General features: G+C 69.6%; 24 protein-coding genes. 9 read left to right on the forward strand and 15 right to left on the reverse strand.

Annotated elements, in window-relative coordinates; genetic code table 11:
- The first annotated feature begins 2 nt into the window (after positions 1 to 2).
- On the forward strand, positions 3 to 653 hold the full coding sequence (locus HZ992_RS20935) for a TetR/AcrR family transcriptional regulator (RefSeq protein ID WP_209383733.1): 651 nt from the start codon (positions 3 to 5) through the stop codon (positions 651 to 653).
- Between the two features lie 207 nt (positions 654 to 860).
- Positions 861 to 1757 (forward strand): alpha/beta hydrolase, encoded by an 897-nt coding sequence (locus tag HZ992_RS20940; protein WP_209383734.1) that lies wholly within the window; start codon positions 861 to 863, stop codon positions 1755 to 1757.
- On the opposite strand, the gene HZ992_RS20945 is transcribed toward HZ992_RS20940, so the two are convergent.
- Genes HZ992_RS20945 through HZ992_RS20990 form a run of 10 tightly spaced genes read right to left on the reverse strand, consistent with a single transcriptional unit; the run spans position 1749 to position 12598 of the window.
- Complete coding sequence (locus HZ992_RS20945) at positions 1749 to 2249, reverse strand: MarR family winged helix-turn-helix transcriptional regulator (RefSeq protein ID WP_209383735.1); 501 nt, start codon at positions 2247 to 2249, stop codon at positions 1749 to 1751. The genes HZ992_RS20940 and HZ992_RS20945 overlap by 9 nt on opposite strands.
- Complete coding sequence (locus HZ992_RS20950; RefSeq protein WP_209383736.1) at positions 2246 to 3997, reverse strand: acyl-CoA dehydrogenase family protein; 1752 nt, start codon at positions 3995 to 3997, stop codon at positions 2246 to 2248. The genes HZ992_RS20945 and HZ992_RS20950 overlap by 4 nt, the downstream gene beginning before the upstream one ends.
- Before the next feature lie 12 nt (positions 3998 to 4009).
- Positions 4010 to 4750 (reverse strand): ABC transporter ATP-binding protein, encoded by a 741-nt coding sequence (locus HZ992_RS20955; protein ID WP_209383737.1) that lies wholly within the window; start codon positions 4748 to 4750, stop codon positions 4010 to 4012.
- Between the two features lie 2 nt (positions 4751 to 4752).
- Entirely contained in the window at positions 4753 to 6522 is a 1770-nt protein-coding gene (locus HZ992_RS20960) for a branched-chain amino acid ABC transporter ATP-binding protein/permease (RefSeq protein ID WP_371816758.1), read from the reverse strand.
- Positions 6519 to 7559: a branched-chain amino acid ABC transporter permease gene (locus tag HZ992_RS20965; RefSeq protein WP_209383739.1), complete on the reverse strand. Its 1041-nt coding sequence runs from the start codon at positions 7557 to 7559 to the stop codon at positions 6519 to 6521. The genes HZ992_RS20960 and HZ992_RS20965 overlap by 4 nt, the downstream gene beginning before the upstream one ends.
- 3 nt (positions 7560 to 7562) lie before the next feature.
- Positions 7563 to 8696, reverse strand: coding sequence for an ABC transporter substrate-binding protein (locus HZ992_RS20970; protein WP_209383740.1), 1134 nt, complete (start codon positions 8694 to 8696; stop codon positions 7563 to 7565).
- A gap of 29 nt (positions 8697 to 8725) precedes the next feature.
- Positions 8726 to 9145: an acyl-CoA thioesterase gene (locus tag HZ992_RS20975; protein WP_209383741.1), complete on the reverse strand. Its 420-nt coding sequence runs from the start codon at positions 9143 to 9145 to the stop codon at positions 8726 to 8728.
- Positions 9146 to 9162: 17 nt separating this feature from the next.
- Positions 9163 to 9927 (reverse strand): SDR family NAD(P)-dependent oxidoreductase, encoded by a 765-nt coding sequence (locus HZ992_RS20980; RefSeq protein WP_209383742.1) that lies wholly within the window; start codon positions 9925 to 9927, stop codon positions 9163 to 9165.
- Between the two features lie 14 nt (positions 9928 to 9941).
- Positions 9942 to 11789, reverse strand: a complete 1848-nt coding sequence (locus HZ992_RS20985) for a feruloyl-CoA synthase (protein ID WP_209383743.1) — start codon at positions 11787 to 11789, stop codon at positions 9942 to 9944.
- The gene (locus HZ992_RS20990) at positions 11786 to 12598 is read right to left on the reverse strand and encodes a crotonase/enoyl-CoA hydratase family protein (protein ID WP_209383744.1); all 813 of its coding nucleotides are present in this window, start codon (positions 12596 to 12598) and stop codon (positions 11786 to 11788) included. The genes HZ992_RS20985 and HZ992_RS20990 overlap by 4 nt, the downstream gene beginning before the upstream one ends.
- Positions 12599 to 12737: 139 nt before the next feature.
- Between HZ992_RS20990 and HZ992_RS20995 the strand changes: the two genes are divergently transcribed.
- Positions 12738 to 13619 (forward strand): amidohydrolase family protein, encoded by an 882-nt coding sequence (locus HZ992_RS20995; protein ID WP_209383745.1) that lies wholly within the window; start codon positions 12738 to 12740, stop codon positions 13617 to 13619.
- Here the strand turns inward: HZ992_RS20995 and HZ992_RS21000 are convergent.
- On the reverse strand, positions 13604 to 14854 hold the full coding sequence (locus HZ992_RS21000) for a thiolase family protein (protein ID WP_209383746.1): 1251 nt from the start codon (positions 14852 to 14854) through the stop codon (positions 13604 to 13606). The genes HZ992_RS20995 and HZ992_RS21000 overlap by 16 nt on opposite strands.
- 25 nt (positions 14855 to 14879) lie before the next feature.
- The gene (locus tag HZ992_RS21005) at positions 14880 to 16679 is read right to left on the reverse strand and encodes a feruloyl-CoA synthase (protein ID WP_209383747.1); all 1800 of its coding nucleotides are present in this window, start codon (positions 16677 to 16679) and stop codon (positions 14880 to 14882) included.
- A 118-nt stretch (positions 16680 to 16797) separates the two neighbouring features.
- Here HZ992_RS21005 and HZ992_RS21010 point away from each other — a divergent pair, with 118 nt between their 5' ends.
- Complete coding sequence (locus HZ992_RS21010) at positions 16798 to 17373, forward strand: TetR/AcrR family transcriptional regulator (RefSeq protein ID WP_209383748.1); 576 nt, start codon at positions 16798 to 16800, stop codon at positions 17371 to 17373.
- Positions 17374 to 17467: 94 nt separating this feature from the next.
- Positions 17468 to 18289 carry a universal stress protein gene (locus HZ992_RS21015; RefSeq protein WP_209383749.1) on the forward strand — a complete coding sequence of 274 codons (822 nt, stop codon included), beginning with the start codon at positions 17468 to 17470 and terminating at the stop codon, positions 18287 to 18289.
- Between the two features lie 32 nt (positions 18290 to 18321).
- Here the strand turns inward: HZ992_RS21015 and HZ992_RS21020 are convergent, their stop codons facing one another.
- The 3 genes from HZ992_RS21020 to HZ992_RS21030 are packed head-to-tail and all read right to left on the reverse strand — an operon-like array spanning position 18322 to position 20514.
- Positions 18322 to 18750, reverse strand: a complete 429-nt coding sequence (locus HZ992_RS21020; RefSeq protein WP_209383750.1) for a universal stress protein — start codon at positions 18748 to 18750, stop codon at positions 18322 to 18324.
- A gap of 49 nt (positions 18751 to 18799) precedes the next feature.
- Positions 18800 to 19162 carry a hypothetical protein gene (locus HZ992_RS21025; protein ID WP_209383751.1) on the reverse strand — a complete coding sequence of 121 codons (363 nt, stop codon included), beginning with the start codon at positions 19160 to 19162 and terminating at the stop codon, positions 18800 to 18802.
- 38 nt (positions 19163 to 19200) lie between these two features.
- On the reverse strand, positions 19201 to 20514 hold the full coding sequence (locus tag HZ992_RS21030; RefSeq protein ID WP_209383752.1) for an ammonium transporter: 1314 nt from the start codon (positions 20512 to 20514) through the stop codon (positions 19201 to 19203).
- 268 nt (positions 20515 to 20782) lie between these two features.
- On the opposite strand from HZ992_RS21030, the gene HZ992_RS21035 reads away from it, so the two are divergent.
- The 4 genes from HZ992_RS21035 (at position 20783) to HZ992_RS21050 (ending at position 24613) form a co-directional block, all read left to right on the forward strand.
- A complete protein-coding gene (locus HZ992_RS21035; protein ID WP_209383753.1) occupies positions 20783 to 21949 on the forward strand; it encodes an ABC transporter substrate-binding protein in 1167 nt (388 codons plus the stop codon).
- A 65-nt stretch (positions 21950 to 22014) separates the two neighbouring features.
- Positions 22015 to 22887, forward strand: coding sequence for a branched-chain amino acid ABC transporter permease (locus HZ992_RS21040; RefSeq protein WP_209383754.1), 873 nt, complete (start codon positions 22015 to 22017; stop codon positions 22885 to 22887).
- On the forward strand, positions 22888 to 23850 hold the full coding sequence (locus tag HZ992_RS21045; RefSeq protein ID WP_209383755.1) for a branched-chain amino acid ABC transporter permease: 963 nt from the start codon (positions 22888 to 22890) through the stop codon (positions 23848 to 23850).
- Positions 23843 to 24613 (forward strand): ABC transporter ATP-binding protein, encoded by a 771-nt coding sequence (locus HZ992_RS21050; RefSeq protein WP_209383756.1) that lies wholly within the window; start codon positions 23843 to 23845, stop codon positions 24611 to 24613. The genes HZ992_RS21045 and HZ992_RS21050 overlap by 8 nt, the downstream gene beginning before the upstream one ends.

Consider the following 24613-nt stretch of genomic DNA (forward strand, 5'->3'; position numbering starts at 1 on the left):
TCATGGTCACGGACAGTTCCATCACGGTCGAGGCGAAGACGCAGCGCAGCGGGCTGACGCTCGCGGCCATCCTCGACACCGCGCTCGAGATGGCCGCCGCCGACGGGCTGGAGAGCCTGACCGTCGGCGAGGTGGCCAAGCGTCTGGGCCTGTCCAAGAGCGGCGTGTTCTCGCGCATCGGCTCGCGCGAGGCGCTGCAGAAGGCGGTGGTCGAGGAATACGACCGCCGTTTCCTGCAGGACGTGTTCGTGCCCGCGATGCGCGAGCCGCGCGGCCTGCCGCGCCTGAACGCGATCATGCGGCTGTGGCTGCAGCGCGCCCGCGACGTCGAGATCCGCACCGGCTGCCTCTACTGCGCCGGCGCCTTCGAGTACGACGACCGAGAAGGCCCGCTGCGCGAGCTGCTGCTCGACGGCACGCGGCGCTGGCGCACCGCGCTCAAGCGCACCGCGATCCAGGCCATCGAGGCCGGCCACCTGAAACCCGACACCGATGCCGAGCAGCTCGTCTACGAGCTCGACGGCCTGTTCGTCGCGCTGATGCGCGAGGCGCGCTTCCTGCGCGACCCCCGTGCGGCCGACCGCGCCTGGTGCGCCTACGAGCGCCTGATCGCCTCGCAGCTGGCCGCGCCCGAGCGCCGCACGCGCCACTGAGCCCATCCCGCCATGAACGACGCGTTCCACCCCGTGGCCACAAGCCGCGCCCCTATTTCGCACGCTCGTGCGAAGAAAGAATCCACACCATGCTGATCATCGTTCTCGGTGCCGCCCTGCTGGCCGGCATCGGCTCCGCCACCTGGGCCCTGCTTCGCCTGTGGCAAGGTCTGCCGCGCCGCAACGCCGACCTGGTGCTGTTCTGACATGGCAGCGCCCACCTCTTCGGCGAACAACCCGGCCGCCGCCTTCTATGCCGCCAGCCCGGCGGCCCGCGCCCTGGGCGCCACGCTGCGACTGGCCGACCGGCTCGTGCCGGCCTGGGGCACGCGCGGCGCGCTGCGGCTGTTCTTCACGCCCTTGCCCTGGAAGCTCGCGGCGAGGCGGCCGTTGCCCTCGCCCTGGCAGCTGACGCTTTGGCCTTTCGAAGGTGTGCAGTTGGCCAGCCATCGGCGCGCCGACGCGCCGCCGGGCCGGCCCGTCGTGCTGCTCGTGCACGGCTGGGCCGGCAGCGCGGGGCAGATGCTGCGGTTGGGCGACCGGCTCGCAGACGCGGGTTTCGACCCGGTGCTGCTCGACCTGCCCGCGCACGGCCGCAGCGGCGGCTGGCGCTCGACGCTGCCGCAGTTCGGCCGCGCGCTGTTCGCCGCCACGGCGCGCCTGGGCCCGCTGCACGGCGTGGTCGCGCATTCGCTGGGTGCGCTGGCGGCGCTGCATGCGGCGGCGCGCGGCCTGCCGGTGCAGCACCTCGCGTTGATCGCGCCGTCGGCACCGCCGGCGCAGTTCCTCGACTGGTTCGCCGGCAGCTTTGGCCTGCCAGCAGGCATCAGCGCACGCATGCGTTCACAGATCGAGCTGCGCGAACAGGTGAACCTCGGCGAGTACGAGCCCGGCTGGCTCGGCCCGCGGGTGATGCAGCCCAGCCTGGTGCTGCACGACGAGGCCGACCGTGTGGCTCCGTTCGGTGCCAGCCGCCGCCTCGCGAAAGCCATGCCCTCACTGCGGCTCGCATCGCACGCGGGCCTGGGGCACCGGCGCATCCTCGACGACGCGGCGGTCGCCGAGGCGGTGGCCGCGCACTTGCGGATCGAAGGGTCAGCCTGACGTGACCTCGGCGCGCACACCGCGCCGGCGTGCGGCCTGCTTCAGGCCGACCTTGAGCAGCAGCTCGACGAGCAGTGCCCGCTCGGCCGGCGAGAGGCCGGCGAGCGTGCCCTCTTCCATCGTTGCGGCGATCGCCTCGGCGCGCTTGACCAGCGCACGCCCGGCCGCGGTCAGGTGGATCAGCATGGCGCGGCGATCCTGCGTGCTGCGCACGCGCTCGACCCAGCCGCTCTCGACCAGCCGGTCCAGCGTGATCGCCATGTTCGGCGCGGAGATGTCGAGCGCCTCGCCGAGCTGCTTCTGGTTGACCTCGGAGTTCGAGGCCACCAGCATCAGGATCGAGTAGTCGACCACCTTCAGCCCGAGCGGCCCGAGGCTTCGGGCGAAGTCCTTGCGCAACTCGATCGCGGCGCGGCTGGCGGCATAACCCACCAGCGTGGTCAGGCGCGAGTGGTCGAGCCCGTGGCTGTCGGCCATGCCGGCGTGCGTCATGCCGCCTCGGGCGCGGCCAGGCGGGCCAGCGGCAACCAGCCCGCACGCGCCTGAGCCAGCGCATGGTCGAACTCGGGCCGCAGATGGGTGAAGCAGTGCGCGGCACTCTCGCACTTGGCACGATGGAAGTCGTCGCCTGCATGCTGCGGCCGGCTCGACAGGGCTTCTGCGCGCGCCCAGGCATGGGCGACCAGCGCCAGGCCGGTGGCGCGCAGCAGGTCGTCGGCGACGCGGAACGGCAGTTCGGCGTCTTCGCGCGAGGCGGCCACCACGTCAGCCGCAAGCTCGCCGAGAAGCCTCAGCTGCTCGAAGGCAGCCGGTCCATGGCGAGCTTCCGCCGGCAGCCCGGCTGCCAGCACCTCCAGCCAGGCCGCGAACTTGCGCCCGCCGTCGGCGACCAGCTTGCGCACCACGAGATCGATCGCCTGGATCTGGTTGGTGCCCTCGTAGATCATCGCGATGCGGGCGTCGCGCACGCACTGCTCCACACCCCAATCGTGCGTGTAGCCGTGGCCGCCGAAGACCTGCAGTGCCTCGCTGGCCAGCGCGAAGCCGTTGTCGGTGAGGAAGGCCTTGAGCACCGGCGTGAGCAGCGCGGCCTGGTCGTGCGCGCGATCGCGCACAGCGGCGTCGGGCGACTGCTCGGCCAGGTCGATCAGGTGCGCCGCCTCGTAGGCGATCAGCCGCGAGCCCTCGACCAGCACACGCTGGCGCAGCAGGGTGCGGCGCATCGCGGGATGCAGCACGATGGCGTCGGCCGCACCCTTGGCATCACCCCGCACCGGCGCCCGCGACTGCAGCCGCTCGTGCGCATAGACCAGGGCATTGCGGTGCGCGTTCTGCGCATGCGCCAGGCCCTGCAGCGCCACGTGCAGGCGCGCCGCATTCATCATCGCGAACATCGCCGCCAGGCCGCGGTTCGGCTCGCCGACCAGCCAGCCGGTGGCGCCCTCGAAGGCCATCACGCAGGTGGCGCTGCCCTTGATGCCCATCTTCTTCTCGACACCGTCGCAGCGCACCGCGTTGCGGGATCCGTCGGGCAGGAACTTCGGCGCCAGGAACAGCGAGATGCCCTTGGTGCCTGCGGGCGCATCGGGCAATCGCGCGAGCACCAGGTGCACGATGTTGTCGGTCAGGTCCTGCTCGCCGCCGGAGATGAAGATCTTCGTCCCCTTGAGGCGGTACGAGCCGTCGGCCGCCGGTGTCGCGCGGGTGGACAGCAGCCCGAGGTCGGAGCCGGCATGCGCCTCGGTCAGGCACATGGTCGACAGCCATTCGCCGCTGACCACCTTGCCGAGGTAGCGGTCCTTCAGCTCGGGCGAGGCATGTGCGTGCAGGCATTCGTAGGCGCCGTGCAGCAGGCCGGGGTACATGGTCCAGGCGTGGTTGGCCGCGGCGAGCATCTCGTAGAGCGCGGCGTTGAGTACCTGCGGCAGACCCTGGCCGCCGGCGTCGGGCGCGCAGGCCAGCGCCGGCCAGCCGGCGTCGACGAAGGCGCGGTAGGTCTCCTTGAAGCCGCGCGGCGTGCGCACCTCGCCGTCGGTCAGCATGCAGCCTTCGAGGTCGCCGTTCGCATTGGTCGGCGCCAGCACCTCGGTGGCGAAGCGCGCCGCCTCGTCGAGCACCTGGCGCGCGGTGTCGGCGTCCAGGTCGGCGAAGGCCGGCAGTGCCGCCCAGGCCGCGGGCAGGCCAAGCACGTCCTCGATCACATAGCGCATGTCGCGCAGCGGCGCTTCGTACTGCCACATCGTCGTGTGCCCTCAGGCAGTGGACTTCTGGCGCGCCGCACCGAGGTAGGTGTCGATCACGCGCGAGTCGTTGGCCAGCTGGTCGGCCGGCCCCTCCAGCGCGATCTCGCCCATCTCGAGCACGTAGCCGTGATCGGCCACCTCGAGGGCGGCACGCGCGTTCTGCTCCACGAGCAGGATGGTCACGCCGGTGGCGCGCAGGCCCTCGATGGTGCGGAAGATCTCCTTGACCACCAGCGGCGCCAGGCCGAGGCTGGGCTCGTCGAGCATCAGCAGGTCGGGCTGGCCCATCAGCGCGCGGCCCACCGCGAGCATCTGCCGCTCGCCGCCCGAGAGCGTGCCGGCGAGCTGCGCACGGCGCTCCTTCAGGCGCGGGAACAGCGTGTAGACCTGCTCCAGCACCTCGCCGCCCTTCTTGCTGCCCAGCCGCACCTGGCGGTAGCCGCCGAGCAGCAGGTTGTCTTCCACCGGCATGGTGCCGAACAGCGCGCGTGTCTCGGGCACCAGAGCGATGCCCTGCATGACACGCTCTTCCAGCGTGCGCAGGCCCATCGCCTGGCCGCGGTAGGCGATCGTGCCGCGCGAGGGCAACACGCCCATCAGCGCATTGAGCAGCGTCGACTTGCCGGCGCCGTTGGGGCCGATCACCGTCACCACGCTGCCCTTCTTGGCCCGCAGGTTCAGGCCATGCAGCACCTCCGCGCGGCCGTAGCCGGCGTGCAGGTCCTTCACGTCGAGGATCAGATCACTCATGTTCAGTGCTCGGTTCCGAGGTAGGCGGCGCGCACCGCGGGGCTGGCCTGCACTTCGTCCGGCGTGCCTTCGATCAGCTTGGTGCCGAACTCCATCACCACCACGCGGTCGACCAGGCCCATCACCAGATCCATGTCGTGCTCGACCAGCAGGATCGCCATGCCTTCGCTGCGCAGCTGGCGCAGCACGTCAGCCAGCGCCTGCTTCTCCTTCAGGCGCAGGCCGGCGGCCGGCTCGTCGAGCAACAGCAGCATCGGGTCGGCGGCCAGCGCACGGGCGATCTCCATCAGCCGCTGCGGGCCCAGCGCCAGGTTGCCGGCAAGCTCGTGCATGCGATCGGCCATGCCGATGCGCTCGAGCTGGCGCTGCGCCTCGCGCAGCAGCCGCTTCTCTTCCGCGCGATCGAGGCGCAGCACCGCCGAGGCCACGCCCGACGAGCCGCGCAGGTGGGCGCCGAGCGCGACGTTCTCGAGCACCGTCATGGTCGGGATCATCTTCACGTGCTGGAAGGTGCGCGCCACGCCGCGTGCGGCGATCTCGCGCGAAGGCAGGCTCTGGATCGGCTGGCCGCACAGCAGAACCTTGCCGCGCGTGGCCGGCAGCACGCCGGTGACGAGGTTGAAGGTGGTCGACTTGCCAGCGCCGTTCGGCCCGATCAGGCCGAGGATCTGACCGGCACGCACCTGGAAGCTGACGTCGTTGACCGCCACCAGTCCACCGAACTCCTTGCGCGCCTGGTCGACGTCGAGCACCACCTCGCCCTGCGGCGGCTGCTCGCGGTGCGGCAGCGCCTGCGCATCGCCCCAGTCGACCGCGCGCTGCGGCTTCGGGAACCGCGCCTCGACAAAGGCCCAGATGCCGTCGCGGGCGTACTGCAGCACCAGCACGAGCAGGATGCCGAAGACGATGATCTCGTAGTTGCCGCTGGTGCCCATCAGGCGCGGCAGCCAGTCCTGCAGTTGCTCTTCAAGCACCTTGACGACGGTGGCGCCGACGATTGCGCCCCACACATGGCCGACACCGCCGATCACGGCCATGAACAGGTACTCGATGCCCTTGTTCAGGCCGAACGGCGAGGGGTTCACGGTGCGCTGGAAGTGCGCGAACAGCCAGCCCGACACGCAGGCCAGCAGTGCGGCGAGCACGAAGGCGGTGACCTTCAGGCGGAAGGTGTTGACGCCCATCGCCTCGGCCATGGTGGTGCCGCCCTTCACTGCGCGCAGCGCGCGGCCGGTGCGCGAATCGAGCAGTCGGATGGCGCCGAACGCTGCCAGCAGCACCAGCAGCCAGAGCAGGAAGTAGAAGCTGCGGCCGGTGTTCAGCGAGATGCCGAAGAACTCGATCGCCGGGATGCCCAGCAGGCCGTCGTACTTGCCCAACGCATCGATGTTGCCGAGCAGGTAATACAGGCTCAGGCCCCAGGCGATGGTGGCCAGCGGCAGGAAGTGGCCCGACATGCGCAGCGTCACCCAGCCCAGCAGCAGCGCCGCGGCGAAGGTGAAGGCCAGGCCCACCCACACCGTGAGCCAGGGCGACACGCCGTGCGTCAGCGTGAGATAGGCGGCCGTGTAGGCGCCCATGCCGACGAAGGCGGCCTGGCCGAAGGAGGTCAGGCCGGCCACGCCGGTGAGCAGCACCAGGCCGATGGCCACCAGCGAGTACAGGCCGATGTAGTTGGCCTGGGTGATCCAGAACTCCGGCACCGGCAGCAGCGGCAGAGCCGCCACCAGCAGCACGAAGGCGATCAGGACGTTTCGACGCATCATCTTCATTCTTCTTCGTCGTGGTGGCCGTGCTGGAACGAGCGCCACAGCAGCACGGGGATGATCAGCGTGAAGACGATGACTTCCTTGAAGGCGCTGGCCCAGAAAGAGCCGAAGCTCTCGATCAGGCCGACGAACACCGCACCGAGCGCGGCGGCCGGGTAGCTGGCCAGCGCGCCGAAGATCGCGGCGACGAAGCCCTTCAGGCCGATCAGGAAGCCGGAGTCGTAGAACATCGTCGTGGTCGGGCCGATCAGCAGGCCCGACAGCGCGCCCATGAAGGCGGCCAGGCCGAAGCTCAGCTGCCCCGCACCCGAGGTGGAGATGCCCATCAGCCGCGCACCGAGACGGTTCACCGCGGTGGCGCGCAGCGCCTTGCCGCGCAGCGTGCGCTCGAAGAACAGGTACAGCGCGACGATCAGCGCGATCGACACCATGAAGATGATCAGCGTCTGCCCGGTCAGCGTGAGCGGCCCGGCGGAGAAGCGCGCATCCCAGAAGCTCGGGTTGCGGAAGCCCTCGGCGCCGAAGAACACCAGGCCCAGGCCGGTGAGCGCGAAATGCGTGCCCACCGAGACGATCAGCAGCACCAGCACGGTGGCGTCGGCCAGCTTCTCGTAGGCCAGCCGGTAGACCAGCGGCCCCAGCGGCGTGACGATCGCCAGCGTCAGCAGGCTCTGGAACAGCAGCGGCAGTTTCTGCGGCGCGGCCCACCAGGCGACGGCGCACACCGCCACCGGGAAGGCCAGCGACTTCAGCGCGCCCGTGGCCACCGCGGCGGCGGGCAGCCCGCGCCGCAGCCCGGCCACGGCGTCGAGCACGGAAGCGACCACCGCCATCACCAGCAGCAGCCACACCGTGCCCGGCACCTGCCCGAGCTGCAACAGCGCGAGCGTGAGCGCGCCGTAGGCCACGAACTCGCCCTGCGGGATGAAGATCACCCGCGTGACGGCGAACACCAGCACCGTGGCCAGGGCCAGCAGCGCGTAGATCGCGCCGTTGGTGACGCCGTCCAGCGTCAGGATGCTGGCGATCGTGAAGTCCATGGGTTACTCGACCTTCCAGTCGCCGTTGACGACCTTGAGGATGACACCCGTTTCCGTGGTGAAGCCCCAGTGGTTGTCCTTGGTGTAGTTCAGCACGCCGTGCGAGACCACCGTGCGGCCCATCGTCTCCACCGCATCGCGGATGCCGGCGCGGAACTCCTTGCTGCCCGGCTTGCCTTTCTTCAGCGCCACCGGCACCACCTTCTCGAGCACGACGATGGCGTCGTAGGCATGGCCGGCGAACTGATTGCGATTGCCTGCACCGTAGGCCTTCTCGTACTTGGCGACGAAGTCGGCTGCCAGCGCCCTGGAGGGGTGGTTGGCCGGCAGCTGCTCGGGGATCACCGCCGGGCCGGAGCTGACGAAGGCACCTTCGACGTCCTTGCCGCCCACGCGCACCAGGTCACGCGAAGCCGCGGCGTGGGTCTGGTACATCTTGCCCTTGTAGCCGCGCTCGATGATGCCTTTGTGCGGCATCGCGGCGCCGGAACCCGAGGCGACGACCAGCATCGCGTCCGGGTTGGCGGCGACCAGCTTCAGAGCCTGGCCGGTGACGCTGGTGTCGGCGCGCGCGAAACGCTCGACGGCGACGATCTGCGGCCCGCCCAGCAGCTGCGACTGCGCCTTGAAGTCGTTCAGCCAGCTCTCGCCGTAGGCATCGGTGTAGCCGAGGAAGCCGACGGTCTTCACGCCGTTCTTCTTCATGTGCTCGATCATCGCGTGGGCCATCACCGCGTTGCCCTGCGGCAGGCGGAAGGCCCAGAAGTCCTTGCCCGCGGGCAGCACGGCCGGCGAGAACATGAACTGCGGCGTGCCCGACTCGGCAGCGGTGTCGGCCATGGCGATGGCCACCGGCGTGGCGGCCGAGCCCATGATGATGTCGACCTTGTCCTCGGTGACGAACTTCTTGGCGTTGCTCACGCCCTTGGTCGGGTCGGTGGCGTCGTCGAGCACGATGACCTTGAGCTTCTCGCCGGCGATCTCGGTCGGCCAGAGCTTGATGTAGTTGTTCATCGGGATGCCCAGGCCCGAGGCCGGGCCGGTCAGCGGCAGGCTGATGCCGATGGTGATGTCGGCCTGCGCGGCGTTGGCCAGCAGCGTGACTGCAACGGCCACCAGGGTCTTGAGTGCTTTCATGGTCTGTCTCCAGGGGTTGAGCGGGTGGATCAGGAACACAGTTGCCTGATGTCGTCGGGAACGGGGATCGCACGCAGCCGGTCGGCGTTGTCGGCGTCGCGCTTGACGAAGGCTCGCACCTCGCGGCCTTCGCAGATGAGATCGTCGCCGCGCGTCACGCGGTGCATCTGCACGAACACCTTGTCGCGCCACTCCTCGATCCAGGTGGCGATGGTGATCGTCTCGCCGTAGGTCACGGCCTTGATGAACCTGGTGTTGATCTCCAGCAACGGCGTGCCGACGATGCCGCGCGTCTTCACCAGCTCGCGCCAGGGCGGCACGCCGCATTCCATGAAGAACTTCAGCGAGGCGGCGTCCATCCAGCGCGAGAAGTTCGGGAAGAACACGATGCCTGCCGGATCGCAATCGCCGAAGTGCACGTCGACAGTGTGGAGGGTGGTCTTGGCCATGGCCGGTTGAGTGGGCTTCAGCGCGGCGCCATGCGCAGCGCGCCGTCGAGACGGATCACTTCGCCGTTGAGCGAAAGGTTGTGGATGATGCCCGCGGCGAGCTGCGCGAACTCTTCGGGTTTGCCCAGACGCTTGGGGAAGGGGATGCTCGCCGCCAGCGAGTCCTGCACCGCCTGCGGCAGCTCGGCCATCAGCGGCGTGAGAAACAGGCCCGGCGCGATGGTGCACACGCGCACACCGAACTGCGCCAGGTCGCGCGCCAGCGGCAGCGTCATGCCGACGATGCCACCCTTGCTGGCCGAATAGGCCTCCTGGCCGACCTGGCCGTCGAAGGCCGCCACCGAGGCGGTGTTGACGATCACGCCGCGTTCTCCGTCCGCCAGCGGCTCGAGCTTCACCATCTCGGCCACCGCGAGCCGGGTGATGTTGTAGGTGCCGATCAGGTTGACGCGCACCACCCGCTCGAAGTCTTCCAGCGGCGCCGGCGCACCGTCCTTGCCGACAATGCGTTTGGCGCTGCCGATGCCGGCCACGTTCATCAGCAGCCGCGCCGGGCCGTGCACCGCACGCGCCGCGTCGAGCGCGGCAAGCACGCTGTCCGTGCTGGTGATGTCGCACTCGATGCCGATGCCGCCGATCTCGGCAGCGATCACGGCCGCGCCCTCGGCATTGCGGTCCAGCACGGCGACACGCGCGCCCAGCCGCGCGAGTTCGCGCGCGGTGGCGGCCCCCAGGCCCGAGGCGCCACCGGTGACGAGGGCAGCTTGCCCTTGGATGTTCATGGCTGTCCCGTCCTTCAACGATGCGGAATGAGCACGCCGTCGCCGCCGGCGTACAGGTGCTCGACCAGGGCGTCGCGGTGCGTCAGCACGGCGCGCTGGTTGATCGAGCCCTTGTCGGTGACCTCGCCGCGGTCGATGCTCGGCGGCTCGACCAGGATCAGTGCGCGGGCGACGCGCGTGGCGCTGCCGGTGCCGGCTGCCCACTGCGCATCGACCAGGCGCTGGAAGAATCCGTGCACGGCCGGCGAATTCAGCACGTCCAGCACCGGCGCACTCGGCGACAGGCCGGCATAGGCACGGCAGGCGTCCAGGCGCGGGAAGATCAGCAGGCCGAGTTCGTCGCGGTTGATGCCGGCCACGACCACGTCCTGCACGCAGGGGTCGCCGGCGGCGATGACGCGCGCGCGCAGCGGCCCCACCGAGACGAAGGTGCCGGTGGACAGCTTGAAGTCCTCCGCGGTGCGGCCGTCGAACAGGAAGCCGCGGCCCGGGTTGGCCGCATCGATCGGCTTGACCGCGTCGCCGCTGCAGTAGAAGCCCTCGGCATCGAAGGACTCGGCGTTCTGCTGCGGCGCGCGCCAGAAGCCTGGCGTGACGTTCGGGCCGCGGTAGCGCACCTCGGTCTTGTCGCCGGCGGGCACCAGCTTGAGCTCCATGCCCGGCGCCGGCAGCCCGATGTGGCCGGACTTCACCTCTTCGGCATTCGCGCACATCGCGAAGGGCGCGGTCTCGGTCATGCCCAGGCCGGTGAGCATGCGGATGCGCTCGCCGCAGGTCTGCTCGGCGATGCGGTCGAGCTTGTCCCACACCGGCTGGGACAGGCCCGCGCCGGCGAAGAAGAACATGTTGACGCGGCTGAACAGCGAGTCGCGCAGCGGCGCGTCGTCCTCCATCGCGTTGGCGATCTCCTCGAAGCCCTTGGGCACGTTGAAGTACACCGTGGGCGCGATCTCGCGCAGGTTGCGCAGCGTCTCGCCGATCAGCGTGGGCGTGGGCTTGCCCTCGTCGATGTAGAGCGTGCCGCCGTTGTAGATGGTCAGGCCGACGTTGTGGTTGCCGCCGAAGGTGTGGTTCCAGGGCAGCCAGTCGACCAGCACCGGCCGCACCTGGCCCAAGCCCGGAAAGCACTGCAGGATCTGCTGCTGGTTCGCGCAGATCATGCGCTGCGTGTTGATCACGCCCTTGGGCAGCTTGGTCGAGCCCGAGGTGAAGAGGAACTTGGCGATCGTGTCCGGCCCGACCTGCGCATGCGCCGCGTCGACGGCGGCGGTGGCCGGCTGGGCCAGCAGCTGCTCGAAGCGCATCGACGGGCGGCTTTCCAGTTCGCCGTGGGCCAGCACCACCGGTGTGTCGCCGTCGACCGTGGCGTCGATGGCGCGTTCGTAGCCGCTCGCGCTGGAGGCGAACACCAGGCCCGGCGTGAGCACGCCGAGGATGTGGCGCAGCTTGCCGAAATCCTGCGACACGGTGGAATAGGCCGGAGAGATCGGCGCAAAGGGCACCCCGGCAAACATGGCGCCCAGACCGATGAGCAGGTGCTCGAGGTCGTTTTCCGACAGGATCGCCACCGGCTTGTTCGCCGACAGGCCCATGTCGAGGAAGACTTGCGCGATGCGTTTCGCGCTGTCGACGGCTTCGGCGTAACTGATGCGGCGCCAGTCGCCGCCGTGGTGGCGCTTCGCGGCCAGCGTGTGGTCGGGCGACACCGACGCCCAGTGCAGCAGGCGATCGGTCAGGCGCGGCGGGTGCGCGCCCAGCGGCTCGGCCGAAGTGACGATCGTCGTGCCGTCGGCGCGCCTGTCGAAGTGCGCGGCCAGCGAGCCGCCCACCGGCAGGTGCCGGTACTTTGCGCCGGCCTTCATGACGCCTTGCCGACCTTGCCGGCGCGCTTCTCGAGAAAGGCGCGCACGCGTTCCTTGGCGGCGTCGTCGCCCTGCGCGATGGCGGCCATCAGCGATTCGACGAACAGGCCGTCGGGTTGGGACAGATCGGCGATGCGCGGCAGCGCCTGCATCACCGCGAAGTTCGACAGCGGCGCGTTGCCGGCGATCTTGGCGGCCAGCTCGCAGCCCTTGGCGAAACCGGCGCCGTTGGCGACGACGTATTGCGAGAGGCCGCGGCGCTCGCCTTCGTGGGCGTCGAGCACGCGGCCGGTGAGCATCATGTCGGTCATGGTCTGCACGCCGGCCAGGCGCGGTACGCGGGCCGAGCCGCCGCCGCCGACGAAGATGCCGCGCTGGCCTTCGGGCAGGCCGTAGTAGGCGCTCTCCTCGGCGACGCGGATGTGGCAGCTGCTGGCCAGCTCGAGGCCGCCGCCGACCACCGCGCCATGCAGCACGGCGACCACCGGCACGCGGCCGAACTGGATGGCATCCATCGCCGCATGCCAGGTGCGCGAGTGCAGCACGCCCTCGGCGACGCTGCGCTCGGAGAGTTCCGACAGGTCCAGCCCGGCGCAGAAGTGATCGCCCTCGCCCGTCAGCACGGCCGCCTTCACCGCCTCGGGCAACGACACGAACGCACTGTGCAGCTGCGCGATCAGCGTGTCGTTGACGGCGTTGCGCTTGGCCGGGCGGTTCAGGCGGATGTGCGCGACGGCGCCGGCGATCTCGACGCGCAGCAGGTCCAGCGCGGCGAGCGCGCCGGTGGCCGGGGTGAAGTTCAGGGACATGGTCTGGCCTCGTGGATTTAGTTAGAAGTTTTAACTAGTTGACCCTGCCAGACCACCGGGAAAACCCGATACACGCCTTGTGCGTGGGGGCTCTTTTAGTTATTGTTCGGAACCAAATGGATCGCCGACCGGAGACGCGATGAACACTGCCGAGCTGATCGCCATCGACGTGCACACCCATGCCGAGGTGTCGTGCTGGAACCCCTTCGACAACTACGGCGAGGAGTACGACCGCGCCGCCGACAAGTACTTCGGCAGCAACCGCCGGCCGACCATCGAGGAGACCGTCGCGCACTACCGCGAGAAGAAGATCGGCCTGGTGATGTTCACCGTCGACAGCGAGTCGCAGCTCGGCCGGCGCCGCATCCCGAACGAGGAGATCGCGGAGGCCGCGAAGAAGAACGCCGACATGATGATCTGCTTCGGCAGCATCGACCCGCACAAGGGAAAGATGGGCGCCCGCGAGGCGCGCAAGCTGATCGAGGAGCACGGCGTCAAGGGCTTCAAGTTCCACCCGACGGTGCAGGGCTTCCTGCCGTACGACAGGATGGCCTGGCCCATCTACGAGGTGATCGCCGAGTACAAGCTGCCGGCGATCTTCCACAGCGGCCACTCGGGCATCGGCTCGGGCATGCGCTGCGGCGGCGGCCTGCGCCTGCAGAACAGCAACCCGATGCTGCTCGAGGACGTGGCGATCGACTTCCCCGATATCCAGATCGTCATCGCGCACCCGAGCTGGCCGTGGCAGGACGAAGCGCTGTCGCTCGCGCTGCACAAGCCGAACGTGTGGATCGACCTGTCGGGCTGGAGCCCGAAGTACTTTCCGCCCCAGCTGGTGCAGTACGCCAACACGCTGCTGAAGGACCGCATGCTGTTCGGCAGCGACTACCCGCTGATCACGCCGGAACGCTGGATGAAGGACTTCGGCGAGGCGGGGTTCAAGCCGGCGGTGCACGAGAAGATCCTGAAGACGAACGCGATGCGCTTGCTCGGCCTGGGCGAGGCTCAGGCTGCGGCTTGAGGGTTCTCGACGAGCAGGGCAATGCCCTGGCCTCCGCCGACGCAGGCAGAGGCCACGCCCCAGCGGGCGCCGATCTCCTGCAACTGCCGCGCGACGGTGATCGTCAGGCGCACGCCGGTGGCGGCCAGCGGGTGGCCGAGCGCAATGGCACCGCCCTTGGCGTTGAGTTTCGCCGGGTCGAGGCCGAGCTCGCGCTGCACTGCCAGCGTCTGCGCGCCCTGCGCCTCGTTGATCTCGAAGCGCGCGATGTCGTCGAGCTTGAGCCCGGCGCGCTCGAGCAGCAGGCGGATCGCCGGCGCCGGGCCAATGCCCATGATCTCCGGCGGCACGCCCACCGCCGCCGCGGCCACGAGCCGAGCCAGCGGCTGGCCGCCCCAGTCGCGCTTCACGGCGCCCGAGGCCACGAGTGCGGACGCCGCCGCATCGGTCAGCGCCGAGCTGTTTCCGCCGGTCTGCACGCCGTCCTTGAACACCGCGCGCAGCTTGCCCAGCACCTCGGGCGGTGAGATTCGCGGGTGGGTGTCGCGATCGGCCAGCGGCGCCTTGCCGGCCAGACGGATGCCGCGCGGCTTGTAGCCGGCGAGCTCGAAAGCCTCGTTGCCCACCGGCACGATCTCGCCGTCGAAGAAGCCGGCCGATTGCGCCGCCACGGCGCGCGCGAAGGACTCGGAAGCGAAGGCATCGACCTGCTCGCGCGTGATGCCGTATTGCTTGGCGAGGTTCTCGGCGGTCTGGATCATCGAGATCGCCGGCGCGGGATCGGTCAGCGCCTCCCACATGTAATCCTTGAAGGCCGGCGTCATGCCGAGCTTGAAACCCTGGCGGTGCTCGAAGGCGGCGATCGGGTTGCGCGTCATCGACTCGGTGCCGACGACGAGCGCCAGGCTCGCCGCGCCCGTGGCGATCTGCTCGCCGGCCTGGCGGAACAGCTCGAAGCCGGTGCCGCAGATGCGCTGCACCATGATCGCCGGGATCTCGCAGGGCACGCCGGCGTACAGGCCGATGTGGCGCGGCACGTAGAACTGGTCGAAGCCGCCCGGCGCCATGTTGCCGGCCAGAACCGAGTCGACGGCATCGGCTTTCACGCCCGTGCGCTGCAGGATCTCGCGCGCCACCTTGATGCCCAGGTCGATCGGGTTGGCGTCGGCGAAGGCGCCGCAGTAGTCGACCATCGGCGTGCGCACGCCGCCGAGGATCCAGGTGTCGTCGAAGGATTGGAAGAGGCCGCGGGCCATGGGGTTGCTCCGGTTCGGTGGCGCTTCAGGCGCGGATCACGCGGGCCTCGGGCGTGGCGGCATACAGCGCCTCGACCTCGGCCGCGCGGCGGCGCAGCACGGCGCCCTGGTTGATGTAGCCCTTGTCGGTGATCTCGCCGGCGTCGGCGCTGGGCGGCTCGGCCAGCCAGAGCGCGCGCGTCGGCGTCTGCGAGGAGCCGCCGCCTTCGCTGCGCAGGGCGGTGAGCGCGGCACGGGTGCGCTGCGCGAGTTCGGCCGGCGGCACATCCTTCGCCGCGGGGCTCGCGAACAGCAGCACGCCGACCTCGCCGCGGTCGTGGCCGGCGATCACCGCGTCCTGCACCAGCGGCGCCAGCGCCGACACCACGCGCAGGCGCAACGTGCCCACAGACACCCAGGTGCCCGACGAGAGCTTGAAGTCCTCCGCCACGCGGCCGTTGAAGGCCACGCCGCGCTCGGGCCGGGCCTCGTCGACCAGGAAACCGGCGTCGCCGATGCGGTAGTAGCCCTCTTCGTCGAAGGCCTGCGTGGTCAGCGCCGGCGCATTGCGGTAGCCGGGAAACACGGAAACGCCGCGCACGCGCAGTTCCAGCTTCTCGCCGTTGGGGATGAACTTCAGTTCCATGCCGGGCAGCGGCAGGCCGATGCAACCTGCGCGCTCGAGCTTCCAGTGCGCGCTGGTGATGGCCGGCGAGGTCTCGGTCGAACCCCAGGAGGTGGTGAACCACACCGGCTCGTCGCGCACCTTGCGTGCCACCGCTTCGAGCCGCTCCCAGCTCGACTGCGCCAGCGCCGCACCCGCGTAGAACACCATGCGCAGCCGGGCGAAGAACTCGCGTGCCAGCGCCTCGTCCTGTTCGAGGAAGGGCAGCAGCATGTCGAAGCCGCGCGGCACGTTGAAGTACAGCGTCGGCTTCACTTCCAGCAGGTTCTTCACCGACTTCTCGACCAGCCCCGGCGCCGGCCGGCCCTCGTCGATGTAGAGCGTGCCGCCGTTGCGCAGCACCAGGTTGAGGTTGTGGTTGCCGCCGAAGGTGTGGCTCCAAGGCAGCCAGTCGAGCACGACCGGCTTCTCGTGTTCGAGGAAGCGCCAGGCCTGCGCGACCATCTGCTGGTTGGCGCACAGCATGCGGTGCGTGTTGATCACCACCTTGGGGTGGCCGGTGGAGCCGGAGGTCAGCAGGTACTTGGCATGGTCGTCGGGCTGGATCGCCTCGAAGGCCTGCATCACGGCCGGGCTCTCGGCGGTGCGCGTCAGGCTGTCGAAGCTCAGCGCGCCGGGGTGCGCATCGGCGCCCTGGCTGAACACCGTGACCACACCCAGCGCGGCGCTGGCCAGCGGCGGGCCGTAGACCGCGGCATCGGACGCATAGACCAGCGCCGGCCCCAGCGTGTGCAGGATGCCCTGGATCTTGGTGTAGTCCTTGGTCAGCCGGCAGTAGGCGCTGGAGACGGTGCACACCGGCCGGCCCACGTGCATGGACGCGAGCATCAGCAGCGCATGGTCCACCGAGTTGTCGGACAGCACGACCATCGGCCGTCCCGGCGGCAGATGCAGGCCGATCAGGCTCTGCGCGATGCGGCCCACCGCCTGGCGCAGCTGCGCATAGCTCAGCTTGCGCCAGCCGCCGTCGGAGTCGCGCTCGGCCAGCGCCACGCTGTCGGGCGTGGCCGCGGCCCAGTGCTCCAGCCACTCGCCGATGCAGCGTGCGTAGGGCTTGAGAGGCTCCGGCGAGCGCAGCACGTAGGCGCCGCCATCGAAGCGCACCTGCACCGTGCGCGGCGGCGCCAGCATCGCGGGGTCGTCGAAGAAGCTGCGGGCCATGTCCGCCTCCATACAGTTCTGTATGGTGACATGGTAGGCAAGCTGCAGGATAATTCACATGGGGAATGCCCTAGGTGCGGAGTTCTTTCCGTACAGTGCTGTATGGCATCATCCCTGCATGACCGCGCGAAGCACGCTGACCCCCGAGGCCTGGATCGCCGCTGCCACCGAGGTGCTGATCGACCGCGGCATCGATGCGGTGCGCGTGGACGTGCTGGCCAAGGCACTCGAAGTCACGCGCGGCAGCTTCTACTGGCACTTCAAGGACCGCGAGGCGCTGCTTACCGCGGTGCTCAAGGCCTGGCGGGATGCCGCGACCGAGCAGGTCATCGGCCGCTTCGAGGGCCAGCAGGCCGACCCGTCGGTACTGATCGGCGAGCTGATCTCGCTGCCCTTTCGGGGCCGCGCCGCGGAGCGTGCCGCGCGCGTCGAACTGGCGATCCGCGCCTGGGCCCGCCGCGACGCGTTGGCTCGCCAGGCGGTCGACGAGGTCGATGCGCGGCGCCTGTCCTACATCTCGCAGTGCTTCTCGGCGCTGGGCTTCCCGATCGCCGAGGCGCGCGCGCGCGCCTTCATCCTCTATGCCTACGAGGTAGCAGAATCGCTGCTGTCCACTCAGGGCACGGCGGCGCAGAAGCGCGAGCGCAGCGCGCTCCTGCAGCGGCTGGTGCAGGCCCGGCTGGAGCCGGCCTGAGCGGGCGGCCCCGGGCGCCGCGCTTGAGCAGCGTCAACGCAGCAGGGGTGTCGGCGACTTAGCGTGATGGCCCGATCCGCCCCGGAGGCACGCCATGAGCACGCTCAAGTCCATCCTCGTCCACGTCGATTCGTCGGCGCAATCCGCGGTGCGCCTGCGCCTGGCGGAGCAGCTGGCGCTGGCCCACGGCGCGCAGGCCGCGGCGATGTACGCCGTGACCACGGCACTGCTTCGCTACCCGATGGCGATGTCCGCCGGCGCCGACATGGCGCCGATGCTCGCGCATGTCGACACCCAGCGCGTGGAGGCGGCACGCGCCCTGTTCGCGCGCAGCGTGGATCGCCAGCGCGTGGGCTGGCGCGAGGTCAGCGGCCAGCCGCTGATCGACGTGGCGGTGCAGGCCCTGTACGCCGATCTGGTGGTGCTCGGCCAGCGCGCGGTCGACGACACGCGCGACGTCGACGTGCCACCGGATTTCGTTTCCTCGGTGATCATCGGCAGCGGCCGGCCGACGCTGGTGGTGCCGCACATCACCACGGCGCCGACGAAGCTCGACCGCGTTCTCGTCGCCTGGAAGCCGACACCGGAATCCGCGCGGGCGGTGACGGGTGCGCTGCCGCTGCTGCTGCAGGCCAGCAAGGTCACGGTGGTGTCCTTCGACGAAGGCGACGTTGCGGCCACCGAAGCCGGCATCATCGGCTACCTGAAACTGCACGGCGTGCAGGCGGACTTCCGCCGCGAGGTGGCGCTGGCGCACGATGTCGGCGCGCAACTGCTCTCGCTGGCGGCTGACGAGCAGTCGGATCTGCTGGTGATGGGCTGCTACGGCCACGGCCGCGCGCGCGAATGGGCGCTGGGCGGCGTGTCGCGAACGGTCATCGAGTCGATGACGCTGCCGGTGCTGATGTCGCACTGAGCGGCACCGAGCGGGGCCCCCGCAGCGGCGGCTCAGTCATGTCGCACGATGGTCACCGGCAGCTGCGCGTCGTGCAGCAGCGCGTGGGCCACCGATCCGAGGCGCGTGCCCGAGGCGTCGCCCTTGCCGCGCGCGCCCATGACGATCAGGCCGCAGCCTTCTTCTTCGGCGATGTCGAGCAGCTTGTGCGCCGGCTCGCCGCTGGCGATCTCCAGGTCGTACTCGACGCCGGCCGCGCTGCACAGCGCGCTGGCTTCCTGCAGCAGGTGTTCACCGGCGCCGCGGGCGATCGCCTCGATCGCTTCCGCATCGTGCACGCGCAGCAGTTCGTACAGGCTGGCCGGCGCCTGGACATTGGCCAGCACCAGACTGGCGCGCAGCCCGTCGCTCACGAGCGCGAGTGCATGGCGCACGGCGTCAAGCGACTCGGTCGAGCCGTCGACGGGGACGAGGATCTTCATGGCAGGGCTCCTGGGGCGGCGCGGCGCAGACGGCGCGCAAGCCCCGAGACTACCGCAGCCCGCCGGTGTACTTCTTGAGCACGCGCGCCCGAAGCTCTTCTTCGGTCGGCGAAGCCGGCGCGGCTGCCGCGGGCGCGTCGAGCTTCGTGTCCGGACCGGCCCTGTCCCGGGCCGGTGGCGGCGCCGGTGTGTCGGCGATGCGCGGGCCGTGCAGCCGCTTCTCGACGTACTGGGCGTACTCCAGCAGGCGCGGGTCCTGGCTCTTCTTGGCTTCGTCGAGCACCTCGCGCGCATAGCTGAGGTCGTGCAGGAACTGCCCGACGTTCAGGTTGCGGCCGAACTCCCGGCGCAATGGCACGACCATGCGCACGAGGTAGTTCATCAACTGGCCGTCTTGTTCTTCGGCTCCCATGTCCGGCGCCCTCCGATGTGTGGGTCAGTCGCGCGGGATCAGGCGTTGGGGGCGAGCATCTCTCCGTGCTGCGCGATGTCCAGGCCGACCTTCTCCTGTTCGGCGTCGACACGCAGCGGCACGACCAGGCCGATGACGCGCAGGATGACCCAGGTGCCCACGCCGGCAAACGCCATCACAGCGGCGGCGCCGATGGTGTTGGTGAGCACCGTGGCGGTGACCGGCGCGATGGCGGCAGTGGCGAACACCGGCGTCAGCACCGTGCCGACGATGCCGCCCACGCCGTGCAGCGCGAACACGTCCAGCGAATCATCGATGCCGGTGAGCGCCTTGAAGCCCACCACCGAGAAGAAGCAGATCACGCCGGCGACCGCGCCGATGATCATGGCGCCGTTGAAGCCGACGTAGCCCGACGCGGGCGTGACGGCGATCAGGCCGGCGATGGCGCCGGTCATCGTGCCCAGCACGCTCCACTGGCCGCGGCGCATGAATTCGCAGAAGCCCCACAGCATGGCGCCGGCACAGGCGGCCACCTGCGTGGCCAGCAGCGCGCCACCGGCACGGGCGCTGGCCTCGAAGGCCGAGCCGGCGTTGAAGCCGAACCAGCCGGCCCACAGCAGGCCTGCGCCGAGCACGGTGATGAGCAGGTTGTGCGGCACCATCGGCTCCTTGCCGAAACCGCGCCGCGGCCCGAGCACCCAGGCCGCCACCAGGCCGCTGGCACCTGCGGCGATGTGCACGACCGTGCCGCCGGCGAAGTCCATGTGGCCTTGCTGGGCGAGCCAGCCTTCGGGGTGCCAGATCCAGTGGGCGATCGGCGCGTAGATCAGGGTCGACCACAGCGCGGCGAAGACGATCGTCACCCCCAGGCGCATGCGCTCGGCAGTCGCGCCGAGCACCAGCGCGAAGGTGATGATCGCGAAGGACAGCTGGAACAGGAAGAAGACCGACTCGGGAATCGTCGGCGCCACGATGTGCGCGCCGACCTTCTTGCCGATCAGGCCTTCGCCGAAGACACGGTCCAGGCCGCCGAAGAAGGGCGAGCCATGGCTGAAGGCCAGCGAGTAGCCGATCATCGCCCAGCACAGCGTGATGACCGCGGCCGCCGCCACCGTGTGCGCCACGATCGACAGGGCGTTCTTGGTGCGCAGCATGCCGCTGTAGAAGAGAATGATGCCGGGCATCGTCATCAGCAGCACCAGCACGGTGGAGATCAGCATCCAGGCGATGTCGCCGCCGTTGAACACGGGGGCTGCCGCCGCCGCGGCAGCAGGGGCCTGGGCCCAGGCCGGCAGGGTGGCCGCCAGCGTGAGGCCGCCAATGCAGGCGCGGGCAGTAAGGGTGTGCGTCATCTGATGAACCTCCGTGTCGCCGGATGGCGTTGTCTCGTCACAGATGAGCGGGAATGTATACATGACAGCCCCAAGGCGGTGATGCACAAATCACGTCCTGGCCCGCACTCTGCGTGCACAACTGCGCGGTTCAGGGACGATTCGCGGTCAAACATGAACTTTCCCCGCCGTGCTGTCCGGCCTGGCGCATGACGCCCTGTGTCAAACCCCGATGGCCGTGCCGCGGGGGGCCGATAGCATGCCCGCACTCACGATCCGGAGCCCGAGAATGAAATTCCCGACCCACCTTGCCCTGGTCGCCGCGTGCGTCGCCAGCCTCGCCCTCCCGGCCGCCGCCCAGACGGCCGGCCCGATCAAGGTCGGCCTGATGCTGCCGGCCACCGGCACCTTCGCCGCCCTGGGCGACATGATCGAGAAGGGCTTCAAGCTGCACGTGCAGGAGCAGGGCGGCAAGCTCGCCGGCCGCGAGATCCAGTACTTCCGCGTCGACGACGAGAGCGATCCTTCCAAGGCCACAGACAACGTCAACAAGCTGATCAAGCGCGACCAGGTCGACGTGCTCGTGGGCACGGTGCACTCGGGCGTGGCGCTGGCCATGGCCAAGGCCGCCAAGGAAAGCAACACGCTGCTGATCGTGCCCAACGCCGGCGCCGATGCGATCACCGGGCCGATGTGCGGCCCGAACATCGTGCGCAGCAGCTTCAGCAACTGGCAGCCGGGTTACTCCACCGGCGTGGTGGCAGCCCAGAAGGGCTACAAGCGCGCCATGACCATCACCTGGAACTACGCCGCCGGGCTGGAGACGGTCAAGGGCTTCACCGAAGCCTTCGAGAAGGGCGGCGGCAAGGTCATCAAGGACCTGAGCCTGCCCTTCCCCGGCGTGGAGTTCCAGGCCCTGCTCACCGAGATCGCGGCGCAGAAGCCCGACGTGGTGTTCGCCTTCTTCGCCGGCGGTGGCGCCGTCAAGTTCGTCAAGGACTACGACGCCGCGGGCCTGAAGAAGGCCGTGCCGCTGTTCGGCTCGGGCTTCCTGACCGACGGCACGCTGGAGGCGCAGGGCGCCTCGGCGCAGGGCCTGTTCACCACGCTGCACTACGCCGACAGCCTGGACATCCCGAAGAACAACGCCTTCCGCAAGAGCTTCGCTCTGACCTACAAGCAGAACGCCGACGTCTACGCCGTGCAGGGCTACGACGCAGCGCAGCTGCTCGCCGCCGGCCTGAACGCCGTGAAGGGCGACATGGGCAAGCGAGACGCGATGCTCGCCGCCATGCGCAAGGCGACGGTGGACAGCCCGCGCGGCAAGTTCACTCTCTCGGCCGGCGGCAACCCGGTTCAGGACATGTACCTGCGCGAGGCCAAGGGGCCGAACAACGAGTACCGCGCGGTGGCGGTGAAGGCGCTGGCCGACCCGGCGCGCGGCTGCAAGCTGTAAAGTCGGGCCCGCGTCCCGATCCCGAGGGCGGCAACGAGCCGCCCTTTTTTCATGTGCCCTGCTCCGTGGACTTCGCCACCTTCCTCGTCCAGTGCCTGAATGCCGTCCAGTACGGCCTGCTGCTGTTCCTCGTGGCCAGCGGCCTGACGCTGATCTTCGGGATCATGGGCGTCATCAACCTGGCGCACGGCAGCTTCTACATGATCGGGGCCTACCTGGCCTTCGTGCTGGCGCCCTACTTCGGCGACTGGTACCTGACCAAGCTGCTGGCGGGCGTGGTGCTCGCGGCGGTGTTCGGCTACCTGCTGGAGTGGGCCTTCTTCAGCTTCCTCTACCAGCGCGAGCACCTGCAGCAGGTGCTGATGACCTATGCGCTGATCCTCGTCTTCGAGGAGCTGCGCTCGATGCTGGTGGGCAACGACGTGCACGGCGTGCAGGCGCCTTCGTGGCTTGCCGGCGGCTTCAAGCTCGGCGAGCTGATGAGCTACCCCTGGTACCGCGTGTTCGCGTCGGTCGCCTGCATCGTGCTGGCGCTGGCCCTGTACGGCGTGGTCAACCGCACGCGGCTGGGCATGATGATCCGTGCCGGGGCGAGCAACCGCGACATGGTGCGTGGCCTGGGCATCGACATCCAGCGCCTGTATCGCATCGTCTTCGCCGGCGGCGTGGCGCTGGCGGCGCTGGCCGGCATGATCGCCGCGCCGCTGTCGTCGGTGTACCCGGGCATGGGCGGCAGCGTGCTGATCATCTGCTTCGTGGTGGTGGTGATCGGCGGCATCGGCTCGATCACCGGCGCACTGGTGGCCTCGCTGCTGGTGGGCTTCGTCGACACCTTCGGCAAGGTGTTCTTTGCCGAGTACAGCGGCATCGGCGTGTACCTGCTGATGGCGGTGATCCTCGTCTGGCGCCCCGAGGGCCTGATGAGGCGGAGCTTCTGAATGAGGCCCTGGATCGTGCCCGTCGCCGCTGCGCTGCTGCTCGCCGCGCTGCCTGCCGTGCTGACACCGTACACGCAGGACCTGGTGGTGAAGATCGCCATCTACGCCGTCTTCGCGCTCAGCCTCGAGTTGCTGGTGGGTGCAGCCGGCCTGGTCAGCCTGGGCCATGCCGCGTTCCTCGGCATCGGCGCCTACGTCACCGTGATGGCCACGGGCGACGGTGGCGGCGCCTCGGCGCTGTGGCTGCTGCCGGCCGCGATGGGCGCCGCGGCGCTCTACGCCGCCTTCGTCGGCGCGCTGAGCCTGCGCACCAAGGGCGTGTACTTCATCATGGTGACGCTGGCCTTCGCGCAGATGGCCTACTTCGTCTTCCACGACACCAAGCTCGGTGGCGGCAGCGACGGCATCTTTCTCTACAGCAAGCCGGTCATCCAGTTCGGCCAGACCGTGCTGCTCGACCTGGACCGCAAGCCCGACCTCTACTACACCGTGCTCGCTGCGCTGGTCTTCACCTACGCGCTGCTCGGGCTCATCAACCGATCGCGCTTCGGCCACGCGCTGGCCGGCATCCGCGTCAACGAGCAGCGCATGCGCGCCGCGGGCTACACCACCTACGGCTACAAGCTCGCCGCCTTCGTGATCGCCGGCGCGCTGGCGGGCCTGGCCGGCTTCCTGCTCGCGGTGAAGGACGGCGCGGTGAACCCCGAGCTGCTCTCCTGGCACGAATCGGGCGCGGTGCTGCTGATGATCATCCTCGGCGGCATCGGCAGCCTGCGCGGCGCGGTGATCGGCGCGATGGCCTTCACGCTGCTCAAGGAGCTCTTCCAGAGCGAGGCGCTGCTCGGCCCGCTGGCCGGGCATTGGCAGCTGACGCTGGGCCTGACCATCATCGCCTTCGTCGCGCTGCTGCCCAAGGGGCTGATCGGCCTGAAGGCGCGGCTGGCCGGAGGCGCGCATGCGTGATCCGAAGACCGATGCGACCGAGCCGTTGCTGCGCTCCAACCTGCTGACGCGCCGCTTCGGCGGGCTGACGGCCGTGAACGGCGTGACGCTCGGTTTCCACGTCGGCGAAGTGCATGCGGTGATCGGCACCAACGGCGCAGGCAAATCCACGCTGATCAACATGCTCTCGGGCGAGATGCCGGCCACGAGCGGCAGCATCCACTTCGACGGCCACGACATCACCGACTGGCCGCAGCCGCAGCGCGCACGCGCCGGCATCGGGCGCAGCTACCAGCGCACGACGATCTTCCCGGAGTTCAGCGCGCTGGAGAACTGCCGCCTGTGCGCGCAGGCCGCGCTGCCGCGCGCCTGGGCGGTGTGGGAAGCGGCGCAAGGCTGCGAGGCGAGCCTGTCGACCGCGCGCGAGGCCCTGGCCAGCGCGGGCTTGTCGGACGACGCGCAGCGCAGCGCCGGCACGCTCAGCCACGGCGGCAAGCGGCAGCTGGAAATCGCCATGTGCCTGGCGACGAAGCCGCGCGTGCTGCTGCTCGACGAGCCGCTGGCCGGCATGGGCGCGGAAGAGACCGACCGAATGCTGGCACTGCTGGCGGCGCTGAAGCAGACGCATGCCGTGCTGCTGGTCGAGCACGACATGGACGCGGTGTTCCGCATCGCCGACCGCATCACCGTGATGGTCAACGGCGAGGTGATCGCCAGCGACGCGCCGGCGGCGATCCGCAGCAACCGAGACGTGCAGACGGCGTATCTCGGCGAGGGGCATTGA

This window comes from Rhizobacter sp. AJA081-3, assembly GCF_017795745.1.
Classification (GTDB): Bacteria; Pseudomonadota; Gammaproteobacteria; order Burkholderiales; family Burkholderiaceae_C; genus Piscinibacter.

Bases quoted from the DNA above. Each gene is read 5' to 3' on its own strand.
- HZ992_RS20995 (WP_209383745.1), top strand. From the start codon at position 12,738: ATGAACACTGCCGAGCTGATCGCCATCGACGTGCACACCCATGCCGAG.
- HZ992_RS21000 (WP_209383746.1), bottom strand. From the start codon at position 14,854: ATGGCCCGCGGCCTCTTCCAATCCTTCGACGACACCTGGATCCTCGGC.
- HZ992_RS21050 (WP_209383756.1), top strand. From the start codon at position 23,843: ATGCGTGATCCGAAGACCGATGCGACCGAGCCGTTGCTGCGCTCCAAC.
- HZ992_RS20935 (WP_209383733.1), top strand. From the start codon at position 3: ATGGTCACGGACAGTTCCATCACGGTCGAGGCGAAGACGCAGCGCAGC.
- HZ992_RS21045 (WP_209383755.1), top strand. From the start codon at position 22,888: ATGAGGCCCTGGATCGTGCCCGTCGCCGCTGCGCTGCTGCTCGCCGCG.
- HZ992_RS21015 (WP_209383749.1), top strand. From the start codon at position 17,468: ATGAGCACGCTCAAGTCCATCCTCGTCCACGTCGATTCGTCGGCGCAA.
- HZ992_RS21010 (WP_209383748.1), top strand. From the start codon at position 16,798: ATGACCGCGCGAAGCACGCTGACCCCCGAGGCCTGGATCGCCGCTGCC.
- HZ992_RS21020 (WP_209383750.1), bottom strand. From the start codon at position 18,750: ATGAAGATCCTCGTCCCCGTCGACGGCTCGACCGAGTCGCTTGACGCC.
- HZ992_RS21035 (WP_209383753.1), top strand. From the start codon at position 20,783: ATGAAATTCCCGACCCACCTTGCCCTGGTCGCCGCGTGCGTCGCCAGC.
- HZ992_RS20955 (WP_209383737.1), bottom strand. From the start codon at position 4,750: ATGAGTGATCTGATCCTCGACGTGAAGGACCTGCACGCCGGCTACGGC.
- HZ992_RS21005 (WP_209383747.1), bottom strand. From the start codon at position 16,679: ATGGCCCGCAGCTTCTTCGACGACCCCGCGATGCTGGCGCCGCCGCGC.
- HZ992_RS20990 (WP_209383744.1), bottom strand. From the start codon at position 12,598: ATGTCCCTGAACTTCACCCCGGCCACCGGCGCGCTCGCCGCGCTGGAC.
- HZ992_RS20985 (WP_209383743.1), bottom strand. From the start codon at position 11,789: ATGAAGGCCGGCGCAAAGTACCGGCACCTGCCGGTGGGCGGCTCGCTG.
- HZ992_RS20940 (WP_209383734.1), top strand. From the start codon at position 861: ATGGCAGCGCCCACCTCTTCGGCGAACAACCCGGCCGCCGCCTTCTAT.
- HZ992_RS21030 (WP_209383752.1), bottom strand. From the start codon at position 20,514: ATGACGCACACCCTTACTGCCCGCGCCTGCATTGGCGGCCTCACGCTG.
- HZ992_RS20945 (WP_209383735.1), bottom strand. From the start codon at position 2,249: ATGACGCACGCCGGCATGGCCGACAGCCACGGGCTCGACCACTCGCGC.
- HZ992_RS20950 (WP_209383736.1), bottom strand. From the start codon at position 3,997: ATGTGGCAGTACGAAGCGCCGCTGCGCGACATGCGCTATGTGATCGAG.
- HZ992_RS21025 (WP_209383751.1), bottom strand. From the start codon at position 19,162: ATGGGAGCCGAAGAACAAGACGGCCAGTTGATGAACTACCTCGTGCGC.
- HZ992_RS20970 (WP_209383740.1), bottom strand. From the start codon at position 8,696: ATGAAAGCACTCAAGACCCTGGTGGCCGTTGCAGTCACGCTGCTGGCC.
- HZ992_RS20980 (WP_209383742.1), bottom strand. From the start codon at position 9,927: ATGAACATCCAAGGGCAAGCTGCCCTCGTCACCGGTGGCGCCTCGGGC.
- HZ992_RS20960 (WP_371816758.1), bottom strand. From the start codon at position 6,522: ATGAAGATGATGCGTCGAAACGTCCTGATCGCCTTCGTGCTGCTGGTG.
- HZ992_RS20975 (WP_209383741.1), bottom strand. From the start codon at position 9,145: ATGGCCAAGACCACCCTCCACACTGTCGACGTGCACTTCGGCGATTGC.
- HZ992_RS20965 (WP_209383739.1), bottom strand. From the start codon at position 7,559: ATGGACTTCACGATCGCCAGCATCCTGACGCTGGACGGCGTCACCAAC.